Source organism: Pseudomonas sp. zfem001, from assembly GCF_032621725.1.
Classification (GTDB): Bacteria; Pseudomonadota; Gammaproteobacteria; order Pseudomonadales; family Pseudomonadaceae; genus Aquipseudomonas; species Aquipseudomonas sediminis.
The window spans coordinates 1357204-1371213 of sequence record NZ_JAVYJI010000001.1; the positions used below are offsets into that span (position 1 = coordinate 1357204).

The following is a 14010-nucleotide window of genomic DNA, read 5'->3' on the forward strand; positions in this document are numbered from 1 at the left end:
AATAGCGGGTCGGACGCGTAGGGTGCGCCGTGCGCACCGTTTTTCCCTATCGCCGAGGCATCGGTGCGCGCGGCGCACCCTACGAACTCATCTCACGCCAGGTCAGGAACATGCGCAGGTCGAACTCGATCTGCGCATAGCCCGGCAGCATGTGGTCGCACAGCTTGTAGAACGCCTTGTTGTGATCGCTCTCTTTCAGGTGCGCCAACTCGTGCACCACGATCATCTGCAGAAAGGCCGGCGCCGCATCGCGAAACAGCGAGGCAACGCGAATTTCCTTTTTCGCCTTGAGCTTGCCGCCCTGCACACGCGAGACCGCCGTGTGCAGACCCAGGGCGCGATGCGTGAGGTCGAGCCGATTGTCGTAGAGCACCTTGTCGATGGCCGGCGCGTTCTTCAGGTGCTCCTGCTTGAGCGCCATGACGTAGCCGTACAGCGCCTTGTCGCTCTGCACTTCATGCCGCCCCGGATAGCGCTGCGCCAGGTAGTCGCCCAACCGATCATCGGCGATCAGCTGACGGACCTGCTGCTGCAAGGCGACCGGATAACCCTGTAGATACTTCAACGATACGATCCCGCGTTCATCTGGACCGTCAGTGTAACGGATGCCGCATTACTCGCTGGGCACCACACGCAGCAAGCGCCCCTGCGGGTTATCGGTGAGCAGGTAGAGCGCGCCATCCGGCCCGCTGCGTACATCGCGAATCCGCTCGCCCAGCTCTTCGAAGAGGATTTCCTCACCGGCCAGCATGCCGTCACGCACACGGATGCGCCGTACGCTGCTCTCGGCCAGGGTGGCTGCGAACAGGTCGTCCTGCCAGTCGGGGAACAACTCACCGCGATACAGCGTCAGGCTCGACGGCGCGACCGAGGGCGTCCAGTGCAGCAGCGGCGCGGTCAGCCCCGGCAGCTCGGTGTAGGGGCTGATGCGCGCACCGGTGTAGTCGATACCGAAGGTCGCCAGCGGCCAGCCATAGTTGTTGCCGGCCTCGATCAGATTGAGCTCGTCTCCCCCGCGCGGGCCGTGCTCGTGGCTGTACAGGCGATTGTGTTCGGCATCGAAGAAGATGCCCTGCACATTGCGATGACCGAGGCTGTAGATCTCCGGCGCGGCACCTTCCTGGCCGATCAGCGGGTTGTCCTGCGGTACGCTGCCGTCTCGGTTCAGGCGCACGATCTTGCCCAGGTGGTTGGCCGGGTTCTGCGCCTCTTCACGCCAATCGAAACCGTCGCCCAGGGTCAGCACCAGGGTCTTGTCGGCGAGAAAGGCGATGCGCCCACCGTAATGCGCGGCGCCGGCCTTGAGCGGCTGGGCAGTGAACAACACCTCGAAGTCGTGCAGTTCGTCATCCACCAGGCGGGCACGCGCCAGACGCGTGTTGTTCGCCTCTTGCGAGCCGTGCGCATAGGTCAGGTACAGCCAGCGGTTATCGCTATAGTCCGGGTCCAGCGCCACTTCCATCAGCCCGGCCTGGGCAGCGATGAAGACCTCAGGCAGGCCCGCCACCGGCTCCGGGTCGATACTGCCATCGGCTTCGATGATACGCAGGCGCCCAACACGCTCGGTAACCAGCAGGCGCCCGTCCGGCAGGAAGGCTATTGACCATGGGCTCTCCAGCCCTTCGCTGAAGGTTTCGATGCGGTAATCCAGGGCCAGCAGCGGCGTACTGACGAACAGGGCGCAGAGCATCAGCGCACGGGTGCTTCTCAACATGGGCAACGCCTTGTCACAGAGAATCGGAAGAAGTCGGTTGCGCGCGGTAGCGCACCCGCCGGCCGAGCAGGCCGAACAGCAGCGCACCGACGCTGCCGCAGGCCATCAGCCCGAGCGTGCCAAACGGGCTGCGGTCGGCGGCGATCAGCGTCGGCATCGGCGCCAGCGCGTTGGCCAGTGCCAGTGCAGTCCAGATCGCCGCCGCACCGGCCAGCACGAAGATCAGCCAGCGCAGCGCCGGCAGGCGCCGGACCATCCAGGCCGCTAGCGGCAGGGCAACGAGAAAGCCCAGGGCAGCGAGCATGGCGAAGGTCGGGGCGAAGCCGAGCAGATCGAGGCAGGTGGTGCCAACGCGCACATCCAGCGGCATCGGCACGCCGAGCGCCTGCAAGGCAGCGAGGTTGGTCTGGGTCTGAAAGATCGAGGCGAGCAGCGAGGCCAGCAACACGGCGAGGAGGAAAGCGAGCAACAGGCGTGGCTTGCTGGACATGGGTGGCAGTTTCCCGGAACGACAGTCCACGAATTATGGCGTACCACGCCTGCCGTCATGCTTCGGGTGTTTTACAGGGTTTTACCTCTCACCGCGTTGCTCACGCCGTACCCCGCCTATAAAAAGCAGAAGCCCCGCACAAGGCGGGGCTCCGGGTCACTCACCAGGCTCAGTTGACCTTGGCGTTCAGCTCACCCTTGGCGTAGCGCTGGTACATGCCTTCCAGGGAGATCGGCTTGATCTTGGAGGCATTGCCGGCGGTGCCGAAAGCTTCGTAGCGGGCGATGCAGATGTCACGCATGGCGACGATGGTCTTGGCGAAGAACTTGCGCGGGTCGAACTCGCTCGGGTGCTCGGCCATCATGCGGCGGATGGCACCGGTGGAGGCCAGACGCAGGTCGGTGTCGATGTTGACCTTGCGCACGCCGTGCTTGATGCCTTCGACGATTTCCTCGACCGGCACACCGTAGGTTTCCTTGATGTCGCCGCCGAATTCGTTGATCACCTTCAGCCATTCCTGCGGAACGGAGGAGGAACCGTGCATCACCAGGTGGGTGTTGGGGATGCGCTTGTGGATTTCCTTGATGCGCTCGATGGAGAGCACGTCGCCGGTTGGCGGCTTGGTGAACTTGTAGGCGCCGTGGCTGGTGCCGATGGCGATGGCCAGGGCATCGACCTGAGTGGCCTTGACGAAGGCAGCGGCTTCTTCCGGGTCGGTCAGCAGTTGGCTGTGATCCAGCACGCCCTCGGCGCCGACGCCGTCTTCTTCACCGGCCATGCCGGTTTCCAGGCTGCCCAGGCAACCCAGCTCGCCTTCCACGGACACGCCACAGGCGTGAGCGAAGGCAACAGTCTGCCGGGTGACGGCGACGTTGTAGTCGTAGTCGGCCGGGGTCTTGCCGTCTTCTTTCAGCGAGCCGTCCATCATCACCGAGGAGAAACCCAGTTGGATGGAGCGCTGGCACACGTCAGGGCTGGTGCCGTGATCTTGGTGCATGCACACCGGGATATGCGGGAATTCTTCGATGGCAGCCAGGATCAAGTGGCGCAGGAACGGCGCACCAGCGTACTTGCGGGCACCAGCGGAGGCCTGGACGATGACCGGCGAATCGGTCTTGTCGGCGGCTTCCATGATGGCGCGCATCTGCTCGAGGTTGTTGACGTTGAAGGCCGGCACGCCGTAGCCGAATTCGGCGGCGTGGTCGAGCATCTGGCGCATGCTGATAAGTGCCATGGTGTTTCTGTCTCCCGGTTTGGAGGTCGTTAATCGTGCAAGCCTGCCGCAGGGGCAGGCGTTGTTCAAGTTTCGTCGAGTCGGAGCCTGTGCCCGCGGCTCGTTTCGGCAGCGCCGAAGGTGCTACGGAGCCTTGCAGCCGCGGCCGATCAGGTCATCGGTCGCGGTCCAGTAGACCAGGCCTTCCTCACCCTTGGTATGGAAGGACAGGCGTCCGTCGCTGTACAGCGCGCCGGATGCTGCCGACTCCTGGGTCAGACGGTAGACGATGTCATCACCGCCCAGGCGTACATCCACCTGGTCGACGCTGCCATTGGCGAAGCGCCACAGCACTTCGGTCTGGCTGTCGCACACCCAGCGATTCCACTGATCCGGCACCTCCGGCTGGCTGCTGCAGGCCGCAAGCAGCAGGGCGGTGACAGCGAGCCCCGCGAGTCTGATACCGATCATTGTTTCTCCTCGTCAGCAACGCTGTTCCGGTGCCGCGCCAGTGGGCTCACCACTGTTTTGCTCGACACGCTGATCATCCTGAGTGGTCGGGGTTTCGATCTGCGCCGGGCTGAACACCTCGCAGGCCGCTTCACGACCACCGCCGGCACAACCTGCCAGCAACATACCAATGACGCTCAAGGCGGCTAACTTATCCATATCGTGACTCCTTGTTCGATGATCCGGTTTTCTACAGACCACCCGTTCACGTCAGGGTTTTATCCGCCGTGGTGCTGGGTGACTCCTTTCACCCTAGCTGGTGTTTATTGTGCGCGTTGCTCGAGCACTTCCACAGCCGGCAGTACCTTGCCCTCGACGAACTCGAGGAACGCGCCGCCACCGGTGGAAATGTAGGAAATCTTCTCTGCCACGCCGTACTTGTCGATCGCCGCCAGGGTGTCGCCACCACCGGCGATGGAGAACGCCGGGCTCTCGGCAATGGCCAGGGCCAGGGCCTTGGTGCCGTTGCCGAACTGATCGAACTCGAACACGCCGACCGGGCCGTTCCACAGAATGGTCTGCGAGGCTTTGAGCATTTCAGCGAACATCGCCGCAGTCTGCGGGCCGATGTCGAGGATCATGTCGTCCTCAGCCACGTCGGCGACTGCCTTGATGGTGGCTTCGGCGTCTTCGGCGAAGGCCTTGGCCACGACCACGTCAACCGGCAGCGGTACGCTGACCTTGGCCGCGATGGCCTTGGCGGTGTCGACCAGATCGGCCTCGTACAGCGACTTGCCCACCGGCAGGCCGGCAGCAGCGAGGAAGGTGTTGGCAATGCCGCCACCGACGATCAGCGAGTCGCAGATATCGGCCAGGGAGTTGAGCACGTCCAGCTTGGTCGACACCTTGGAGCCGGCGACGATGGCCAGCATCGGCCGCGCCGGTTTGTCCAGGGCCTGGCCCAGCGCGTCCAGCTCGGCAGCCAGCAGCGGGCCGGCACAAGCGACCTTGGCGAACTTGGCCACACCGTGGGTCGAACCCTGGGCGCGGTGAGCGGTACCGAAGGCGTCCATGACAAACACGTCGCACAGGGCAGCGTACTGCTGGGCCAGCTCGTCGGTGCTCTTCTTCTCGCCCTTGTTGAAACGGACGTTCTCCAGCAGCACCAGCTCGCCGGCCTTGACCTCGACACCACCGAGGTAGTCCTTGACCAGCGGCACGTCGCGGCCGAGCGCCTTGCTCAGGTAGGCCGCGACCGGTGCCAGGCTGTCTTCCTCGCTGTAGACGCCCTCTTCCGGGCGGCCCAGGTGCGAGCAGACCAGCACGGCAGCGCCCTTCTCCAGCGCCAGCTTGATGGTCGGCAGGGACGCAAGGATACGCGCGTCGCTCTTGACCACACCGTCCTTCACCGGGACGTTGAGGTCTTCGCGGATCAACACGCGCTTACCATTGAGGTCGAGGTCGGTCATCTTCAGAACGGTCATAAATCAGTCCTTCACGGGGGCTGGTTGTACGGAGGAAGTAGATGCAGCGAGAAAATGTTCGGCAACATCGAGCATGCGGTTGGCAAACCCCCACTCGTTGTCGAACCAGGCCAGCAGGTTGACCAGACGCGGGCCGGACACGCGGGTCTGGCTGCCGTCGACGATGGCCGAGTGCGGGTCGTGGTTGAAGTCGCAGCTGGCGTGCGGCAGTTCGGTATAGGCCAGCAACCCCTTGAGTGGGCCACTTTCCGCCGCCTGACGCAGCACGCGGTTGATCTCTTCTGCAGAGGTATCGCGTGCGGTCTGCAGGGTGATATCCAGGCACGAGACGTTGACCGTCGGCACCCGAATGGCCTTGGCCTGGATACGCCCGGCCAGTTCCGGCAGCAAGCGCTCGATACCGCGCGCCAGGCCGGTGGATACCGGGATCACCGACTGGAAGGCCGAGCGCGTGCGGCGCAGGTCTTCGTGGTGGTAGGCATCGATCACCGGTTGGTCGTTCATCGCCGAGTGGATGGTGGTAATGGAGACATACTCCAGACCCACCACCTCATCGAGAAGTTTCAGCAGCGGCACCCCGCAGTTGGTGGTGCAGGAGGCGTTGGAGACCAGTCGCTCGGCACCGCTCAGGCACTGCTGATTGACGCCGTAGACCACCGTGGCGTCGATATCCGCCTCACTGGCCATCGGCTGCGACAGCAACACGCGCGGCGCACCGGCAGCGAGGAACCGCTCGGCATCGGCACGCGTGGTGTACTGCCCGGAGCATTCCAGCAGCAGGTCGATGTCCAGCGCCGCCCAGTCGATGGCCTCGGGCTCGCTCTGGCGCAGCACCTTCACGCAGTCGCCGTTGATGTGCAGACAGTCGCCATCGACCTTCACCTCGCCGGGAAAACGCCCGTGGGTGGAGTCGAAGCGGGTCAGGTATTCAATGCTGGCCTGATCGGCCAGGTCGTTCAATGCGACAATTTCCAGGCTCGCCGAATTGCCACGCTCGTGCAGCGCGCGCAGCACGCAACGACCGATGCGGCCATAGCCGTTGAGGGCGACACGATAGGGGCGTTGTCGTGACATAGGCGCTCGCAAGGCAAAAGGAACCCGGTAGGAGCGAGCTCTGCTCGCGAACCCTGCGCGAGGCAAACAGCTTCGCGAGCAGAGCTCGCTCCTACGGAAGGGTCAGGCGTCCAGCAGTTCTTCGGCGGTGGCGACGATGTTGTCGACGGTGAAGCCAAAGTGCTCGAACAGGGCCGGCGCCGGGGCCGACTCGCCGAAGCTGGTCATGCCGATGATGCGACCTTCAAGGCCCACATACTTGTACCAGTAGTCGGCGTGCGAGGCCTCGATGGCGATGCGCGCACCGACCTGCAGTGGCAGCACGTCCTGCTTGTAGGCGGCGTCCTGGGCGTCGAACACGCTGGTGGACGGCATCGACACCACGCGTACCTTGTGGCCGGCAGCGGTCAGTTTGTCGTAGGCAGCCACGGCCAGGCCGACTTCCGAACCGGTAGCGATCAGGATCAGCTCCGGCTCGCCAGCGCTGTCCTTGAGCACGTAGCCGCCACGGGCGACGTCAGCCAGCTGCTGGGCATCACGCGGCTGGTGCGGCAGGTTCTGACGGCTGAACACCAAGGCACTGGGGCCGTCGGCGCGCTCGATGGCGTATTTCCAGGCCACGGCGGACTCCACGGCATCGGCCGGGCGCCAGGTGTCGAGGTTCGGCGTGCCACGCAGGCTGGCCAATTGCTCGATCGGCTGGTGGGTCGGGCCGTCTTCGCCAAGGCCGATGGAGTCGTGGGTGAACACGTACAGCACACGCTTCTTCATCAGCGCGGACATACGCACGGCGTTGCGCGCGTACTCCATGAAGATCAGGAAGGTCGCACCGTACGGCACAAAGCCGCCGTGCAGGGCGATGCCGTTCATGATCGCGCTCATGCCGAACTCGCGCACGCCGTAGAACATGTAGTTGCCGGAGGCGTCTTCAGCGGAGACGCCTTTGCAGCCTTTCCACAGGGTCAGGTTGGAGCCGGCCAGGTCGGCCGAACCACCGAGGAACTCCGGCAGCAGCGGGCCGAAGGCATTCAGCGCGTTCTGGCTGGCCTTGCGGCTGGCGATGGTCTCGCCCTTCTCGGCGACGTCCTTGATGTAGGCAGCGGCTTTCTCGGCGAAGTCGGCCGGCAGCTCACCATCGATGCGGCGCTTGAACTCGGCAGCCAGCTCGGGATGGGCAGCGGCGTAGGCAGCGAACTTGTCGTTCCAGGCGGCTTCGGCGGCAGCACCGGCAGCCTTGGCGTCCCACTCGGCGTAGATTTCGGCCGGGACTTCGAACGGGCCATGGTTCCAGCCCAGGTTGGCGCGAGTCAGGGCGATTTCGTCGTTGCCCAGCGGCGCACCGTGGCACTCTTCCTTGCCCTGCTTGTTCGGCGAACCAAAACCGATGGTGGTTTTGCAGCAGATCAGGGTCGGTTGATCCGTGGTCTTGCGGGCGGTATCAATGGCGATCTTGATTTCTTCGGCGTCGTGGCCGTCGACGTTGCGAATCACCTGCCAGCCGTAGGCTTCGAAGCGCTTCGGCGTATCGTCGGTGAACCAGCCCTCGACTTCACCGTCGATGGAAATGCCGTTGTCGTCATAGAAAGCGACCAGTTTGCCCAAGCCCAAGGTGCCGGCCAGCGAGCAGACTTCATGGCTGATGCCTTCCATCATGCAGCCGTCGCCGAGGAACACGTAGGTGTTGTGGTCGACGATATCGTGCCCTTCACGGTTGAACTGCGCGCCCAGCACCTTCTCGGCGATAGCGAAACCGACGGCGTTGGCGATGCCCTGGCCGAGCGGGCCGGTGGTGGTCTCGACGCCCGGGGTGTAGCCGTATTCCGGGTGGCCCGGCGTCCTGCTGTGCAGTTGACGGAAGTTCTTCAGGTCGTCGATCGACAGGTCGTAGCCGGTCAGGTGCAGCAGCGAGTAGATCAGCATCGAACCATGGCCGTTGGACAGCACGAAGCGGTCACGATCGGCGAAGTTCGGGTTGCTCGGATTGTGCTTGAGGTAGTCGCGCCACAGCACTTCGGCGATGTCCGCCATACCCATGGGGGCACCGGGGTGGCCGCTGTTGGCTTTCTGCACGGCATCCATGCTGAGGGCACGAATGGCATTGGCTCGCTCACGACGGCTGGGCATCGCTGAATCTCCTACGGGGGCTGCTTCTGAATGAAGGGGGCGAAAAAAGACGCCTATTTTCGCCCAGCCGGCCCCCGCGGGGCAATGACAGATGGTCGTAGAGACCAAATCAACCTGTCTGCTCGCTCAGCACACTCACCGCCGGACTACCTGGCCCACCCAGGCAGGGCGCCTGGAATAGCTCGCCATGCCAGACGCCAGCGAGCGTGCGACTGAACACCAGCGACCACACCGCCGCCAGTTGAATCGCCAGTGCCACGCCGACCAGGGTGAAGAAGGTCAGCCCGGTCAGTACCTGCAGCTCGAAAGTGGCCAGGGCAAACACCCCCAGCGGGAAGGTGAAGCCCCACCAGCCGAGGTTGAACGGCATGTTGTCGCGAATGTAGTGACGAGTGAACAGCGTCGCGATCACCAGCCACCACAATCCTGCGCCCCACAGCGCCAGGCCGCCGATCAAACCGAGATCACGCGCCAGTTCGGCAGCGCTGGCCAGGGGCGTGCCAGCGAACGCCAGCGGCGCCGCCTGGCCCATGCTCAGCAGCCCCAGGCAGCCGGTCGCCAGCGGCCCCAATGGCAGCCAGCTGGTGGCGGCGAAATCGGTATCCGGCAACTTGTGCAGGGCCAGGCGCAGCAGCACCAGGGTGATCAGCGAGAACGCCAGCGACAGCGACAATCCCCAGAGGATGAAGCCGGCGACCAGCAGTTGCTGCGCGACCACAGCGTCCAGGTGCGGAGCCAACGCTCCCGCCGTGCTGGCAGCGACCTCGGGTGCGACGATAGGTAGCAGCCAGACCGCCGTGAGCTTCTCCAGTGCGTGATGCTGGCGGGTGAACATCAGATAGGGCACCAGCAGGGCGCCGAGCAGCGCCAGCACCGCATCCAGCCACCACAAGGCATGCGCCAGCGCATAGACGCCCTCTCCCCAGCGCGGCACGCCGAACAGCAACAGACCCTTGATCAGCACCGCCAGCCCCATCGGGATCGCGCCGAGAAACATCGACTGCACCGGGTGCAGCAGCATCGGCCATACGGTGTCGCGAAACAGTGCCAGGCGCAGCAGAAACAGCGCCATGAACAGGACGAACAGGCTGACAGCGAAGAACCACAGGCCTTCGGCCAGCAACGCCAGACCAGGCAGCGGCCAGGGTAGATGGGCGATCACCAGCGCCAGCACACCAGTGCCCATGGTCATGGCGAACCAGTTGGGCGTGAAGTGACGGATGAAGGCGAGAGGCTCGGGCAAACGACTGAAAGGGCGCGGCATGAATCGGGTTGTCCCGTGACATGAGTGATAGCTCAAGGTTAAGAAGAGGCTTGCCATATTAAAAATACATATTCAGCATCCTATCCATGCCTTTCACTTATGCATGAATCATGAACCTCCATCACCTGAAGGTCTTCCTTGCCGTGGCAGAGGCCGGCAGCATCAGCGCTGGCGCCGAGCGCCTGCACATCAGCCAGCCGGCGGTGACGCGGGAAATTCGCGACCTCGAAGCCAGCCTCGACCTGCGCCTGTTCGACCGCCTGCCGCGCGGTGTACAACTGACCGAGGGCGGCCTGCGCCTGCTCGACTACGCCCAGCGCATCTTCAGCCTGGAGCGCGCCGCCGAACGCGACCTGCGTGACTTTGCCCAACTGGAACAAGGCGAACTGCACCTAGGCGCCAGCGCCACCCTAGGCTCCTACCTGTTGCCACCCCTGCTCACCCGCTTCCGCGCCCTTCATCCGCAGATATTCGTCAGCCTCGACGTGAGCAACACCGATGTCGTCACCCGACAGCTGGACGAAGGCCGCATCAGCCTGGGCTTCGTCGAAGGCCCGTTCGTCCGCACCGACTACGCCCATCGCCTGCTGGCACGCGACGCCCTGCTACCGGTGGTTGCGCCGCACCATCCGCTGGCCGCCAGCCAGACGCTCGCCGCGGAGAAACTGCAGGATTACCCGCTGTACATGCGCGAGCCGGGCTCCGGCGCGCGCGTCAGCGTCGAGCAGGCCTACCGCGTGCACGGCCTCGAACCCCGTGCCGGCATGGCCATCGGCAGCACCGAGGCGCTCAAGCGTCTGCTCGCTGACGGCCAGGGCATTGCCTGGCTGTCGCAGCGAGTGGTGGAGCGCGAACTGGCCAGCGGCGAACTGCGCCATCTGCCGGTACAGGACCTGCAGATCGAGCGCGAGCTGCATGTGCTGTGGCGCATGGGCGCCAGTCTGAGCCCGGCACCCGCGGCTTTCCTGGCGTTGACTCAAACGTCGGAATAACAGCAACACCAATATCAAAACTTTTTGATATTGGTGTTGCTGTATGAAAAATGACCGACTAGACTGCGCCACCATGACCCTGCGCGCCCCCCAGTTGGAATTCGACCCCTGCGACGAGCTCGCCGCCCTGTGCAAGGCCGGCGGCGATCCGCTGCGCCTGAACGTACTGCGCGTCCTGAGCAACGATTCCTTCGGTGTGCTGGAGCTGGCGCAGATCTTCGCCATCGGCCAATCGGGCATGAGCCATCACCTCAAGGTATTGGCCCAGGCCGGGCTGGTGGCCACGCGCCGCGAAGGAAACGCGATCTTCTACCGCCGCGCACTGCCCAATGGCCGCCTGCATGCCGCCCTGCTGGACGATATCGACGAGCTGCCGCTGCCCGGCGATGTACAGGCACGCATCGCCACCGTGCACCAGCAGCGCGCCACCGTCAGCCGCGATTTCTTCGCACGCATGGCCAGCAACTTCCAGGCCCAGCAGGACCTGATCGCCGGCCTGCCGCAGTACCGCGACAGCCTGCTGGCGCTGCTCGATGCCCTGCACTTCGCCCCCAGCGCCAGCGCGCTGGAAATCGGCCCGGGCGATGGCGCCTTCCTGCCCGAACTGGCGCGGCGCTTCGCCCAGGTCACGGCACTGGACAACAGCCCGGCTATGCTCGAATTGGCCAGCCAACGCTGCGCCGCAGAAGGCCTGGATAACGTCGAGCTGAAACTGGCCGATGCGCTGCAGGACGCGCCAGTCACGGCCGATTGCGTGGTACTGAACATGGTGCTGCACCACTTCGCCACGCCAGCCGAAGCCTTTCGCAAGCTGGCTGGACTGGTCGCACCAGGTGGCAGCCTGCTACTCAGCGAACTGTGCAGCCACGACCAGAGCTGGGCGCGCGAAGCGTGCGGCGACCTCTGGCTGGGCTTCGAACAAGACGACCTGGCGCGCTGGGCGACGGCCGCCGGCCTGACGCCTGGCGAAAGCCTCTACATTGGCTTGAAAAACGGCTTTCAGATTCAATTACGGCACTTTGCCAAACCCGATGCGCACAGCGCCTTCAGCCTCCGGCAAGAAAGGAACCGATAGATGAGCGAATATTCCCTGTTTACCTCCGAGTCCGTGTCCGAAGGGCATCCGGACAAGATCGCCGACCAGATTTCCGATGCGGTGCTCGACGCCATCATCACCCAGGACAAACACGCCCGCGTGGCCGTGGAAACCCTGGTCAAGACCGGTGTGGCCATCGTTGCCGGCGAAGTCACCACCAGCGCCTGGGTCGACCTGGAGCAGATTGTCCGCGACGTGATCTGCGACATCGGCTACACCAGTTCCGACGTCGGTTTCGACGGCGCCACCTGCGGCGTGCTCAACATCATTGGCAAGCAGTCCCCGGACATCAACCAGGGCGTCGACCGCGCCAAGCCGGAAGATCAGGGCGCCGGCGACCAGGGCCTGATGTTCGGCTACGCCAGCAACGAAACCGACGTGCTGATGCCGGCGCCGATCTGCTTCTCGCATCGCCTGGTCGAGCGTCAGGCCGAAGCGCGCAAGTCCGGCCTGCTGCCGTGGCTGCGCCCGGATGCCAAATCCCAGGTCACCTGCCGCTACGAAAACGGCAAGGTCGCAGCCATCGATGCGGTGGTACTGTCCACCCAGCACAACCCGGAAGTGAAATACGACGACCTGCGCGACGGCGTGATGGAGCTGATCGTCAAGCACGTGCTGCCGGCCGAGCTGCTGCACAAGGACACCCAGTTCCACATCAACCCGACCGGCCAGTTCATCATCGGTGGCCCGGTGGGCGACTGCGGCCTGACCGGGCGCAAGATCATCGTCGACAGCTACGGCGGCATGGCCCGTCACGGCGGCGGTGCCTTCTCCGGCAAGGACCCGTCCAAGGTTGACCGCTCCGCCGCCTACGCCGGCCGCTACGTGGCCAAGAACATCGTCGCCGCCGGCCTGGCCGAGCGTTGCGAGATCCAGGTGTCCTACGCCATCGGCGTGGCCGAGCCGACCTCCATCTCGATCAACACCTTCGGCACCCACAAGATCGCTGAAGAGAAGATCATCAAACTGGTGCGTGACGTGTTCGACCTGCGCCCGTACGCCATCACCAAGATGCTCGACCTGCTGCACCCGATGTACCAGGACACTGCAGCCTACGGCCACTTCGGCCGCACGCCGCAGTCCCGAACCGTTGGCGACGACAGCTTCACCACCTTCACCTGGGAGCGCACCGACAAGGCTGCCGACCTGCGCACCGCCGCCGGCCTGTAAGCCCGCAGCGCTACGCGAAAACAAAAAACCGATGCCAGCAACGGCATCGGTTTTTTCATGCCTGCAGATCGCAGCGGCTTACCAGCTCACCTCGATACTGCTGGCCTGCGTGGTGCCCTGCACATTGCTCATGCGCAAGGGCAAGCCGGCGAACTTGCCTGAGGCGATAATCCACTGCTGCCAGGTAGTTTTCGGCACCATGGCGCCCTCGGTCGAGAACTCCATCTTGCAGGTATCGAAGGCGCCGAACTCCGTCTCGATGCGTTCACGCCCTCGGTACGTCACTGTGTTGGTCAGCTTCATGGCAAAGGGCTCCGCCCCTGGCTGCACGGTGATCGCGTCGAAGCTGACCGAATGGGTCTGGTCCTGGGGCAAATCCGCAGGCACGGAAAAGCTCGGCTGGTTATAGCTTTCATTGATGGCCGGCTGGGTCATCACACTTCCATACCAATGGACGACGCCATCGACGACGTTGCCGTAGGCGTCCGCCACCGTTCCCACGCTGTTCTCGGTATGAGTGCGATAAGCACTCTGCCCACGATAGTCGACCAGCTCTGCAACCGTATTGACGTCGCGCTGGCCGTCGGTGGTGATCGTCCAGGTATTGCCGACCGTACGCAGAGCGGGCACATCGAGACAGGCCGCACTGCCGCCATTGGATGCTGCCACTGCTGGGGATGCCTCGGCAGGTGCGGCAACCGCTTCCTCGCTGACAGCGTCGGCCTTGGCGACTTGCTTGTCAGCGCTTTCACCACAACCGACCAGCATGGCCATGGCCAGCAGCGGAGTGATTCGCTTGGTAAAACGCATGTCCTGCATATGAACGTCCCTCTGAATGAACGAGTTCCTTACCAACCCTGAGCGGGCCGCCGTCGAACAGGGTAGTAGACATGGCCCGCACCTTACCGTGCCCTGATCATGTTTGCGCATCTACACCAGCCTGGTGAGCGGCCCACACTG

At 64.1% G+C, this 14010-nt stretch carries 14 protein-coding genes; 3 read left to right on the plus strand and 11 right to left on the minus strand.

The annotated features are described in order from the left end of the window. Window positions 1-79: 79 nt before the first annotated feature. The 10 genes from RTH74_RS06355 to RTH74_RS06400 form a co-directional block, all read right to left on the minus strand. Window positions 80-574 carry a YgjP-like metallopeptidase domain-containing protein gene (locus RTH74_RS06355; RefSeq protein WP_179546271.1) on the minus strand — a complete coding sequence of 165 codons (495 nt, stop codon included), beginning with the start codon at window positions 572-574 and terminating at the stop codon, window positions 80-82. A 39-nt stretch (window positions 575-613) separates the two neighbouring features. After that, entirely contained in the window at window positions 614-1714 is a 1101-nt protein-coding gene (locus RTH74_RS06360; protein ID WP_316914123.1) for a PQQ-dependent sugar dehydrogenase, read from the minus strand. A gap of 13 nt (window positions 1715-1727) precedes the next feature. After that, the gene (locus RTH74_RS06365; RefSeq protein WP_316914124.1) at window positions 1728-2204 is read right to left on the minus strand and encodes a hypothetical protein; all 477 of its coding nucleotides are present in this window, start codon (window positions 2202-2204) and stop codon (window positions 1728-1730) included. Window positions 2205-2373: 169 nt separating this feature from the next. Next, on the minus strand, window positions 2374-3438 hold the full coding sequence (gene fba, locus RTH74_RS06370) for a class II fructose-bisphosphate aldolase (protein ID WP_037003821.1): 1065 nt from the start codon (window positions 3436-3438) through the stop codon (window positions 2374-2376). Window positions 3439-3561: 123 nt separating this feature from the next. Continuing rightward, on the minus strand, window positions 3562-3888 hold the full coding sequence (locus tag RTH74_RS06375; RefSeq protein ID WP_316914125.1) for an MliC family protein: 327 nt from the start codon (window positions 3886-3888) through the stop codon (window positions 3562-3564). A 12-nt stretch (window positions 3889-3900) separates the two neighbouring features. After that, the gene (locus RTH74_RS06380) at window positions 3901-4086 is read right to left on the minus strand and encodes a hypothetical protein (RefSeq protein WP_074936669.1); all 186 of its coding nucleotides are present in this window, start codon (window positions 4084-4086) and stop codon (window positions 3901-3903) included. Window positions 4087-4190: 104 nt separating this feature from the next. Continuing rightward, complete coding sequence (locus RTH74_RS06385; RefSeq protein ID WP_099522866.1) at window positions 4191-5351, minus strand: phosphoglycerate kinase; 1161 nt, start codon at window positions 5349-5351, stop codon at window positions 4191-4193. A gap of 3 nt (window positions 5352-5354) precedes the next feature. After that, window positions 5355-6425 (minus strand): erythrose-4-phosphate dehydrogenase, encoded by a 1071-nt coding sequence (gene epd / locus RTH74_RS06390; protein ID WP_179546053.1) that lies wholly within the window; start codon window positions 6423-6425, stop codon window positions 5355-5357. A 102-nt stretch (window positions 6426-6527) separates the two neighbouring features. Next, on the minus strand, window positions 6528-8528 hold the full coding sequence (gene tkt, locus RTH74_RS06395; RefSeq protein ID WP_316914126.1) for a transketolase: 2001 nt from the start codon (window positions 8526-8528) through the stop codon (window positions 6528-6530). Window positions 8529-8637: 109 nt separating this feature from the next. Next, a complete protein-coding gene (locus RTH74_RS06400; RefSeq protein ID WP_316914127.1) occupies window positions 8638-9792 on the minus strand; it encodes a TDT family transporter in 1155 nt (384 codons plus the stop codon). Between the two features lie 110 nt (window positions 9793-9902). Here RTH74_RS06400 and RTH74_RS06405 point away from each other — a divergent pair, with 110 nt between their 5' ends. The 3 genes from RTH74_RS06405 (at window position 9903) to metK (ending at window position 13050) form a co-directional block, all read left to right on the plus strand. Next, the gene (locus RTH74_RS06405; protein ID WP_316914128.1) at window positions 9903-10784 is read left to right on the plus strand and encodes a LysR family transcriptional regulator; all 882 of its coding nucleotides are present in this window, start codon (window positions 9903-9905) and stop codon (window positions 10782-10784) included. A gap of 73 nt (window positions 10785-10857) precedes the next feature. Beyond that, window positions 10858-11859, plus strand: coding sequence for a metalloregulator ArsR/SmtB family transcription factor (locus RTH74_RS06410; protein WP_316914316.1), 1002 nt, complete (start codon window positions 10858-10860; stop codon window positions 11857-11859). Next, window positions 11860-13050, plus strand: a complete 1191-nt coding sequence (gene metK / locus RTH74_RS06415; RefSeq protein WP_316914129.1) for a methionine adenosyltransferase — start codon at window positions 11860-11862, stop codon at window positions 13048-13050. A gap of 78 nt (window positions 13051-13128) precedes the next feature. On the opposite strand, the gene RTH74_RS06420 is transcribed toward metK, so the two are convergent. Further along, complete coding sequence (locus tag RTH74_RS06420; RefSeq protein ID WP_316914130.1) at window positions 13129-13869, minus strand: hypothetical protein; 741 nt, start codon at window positions 13867-13869, stop codon at window positions 13129-13131. Window positions 13870-14010 lie beyond the last annotated feature (141 nt).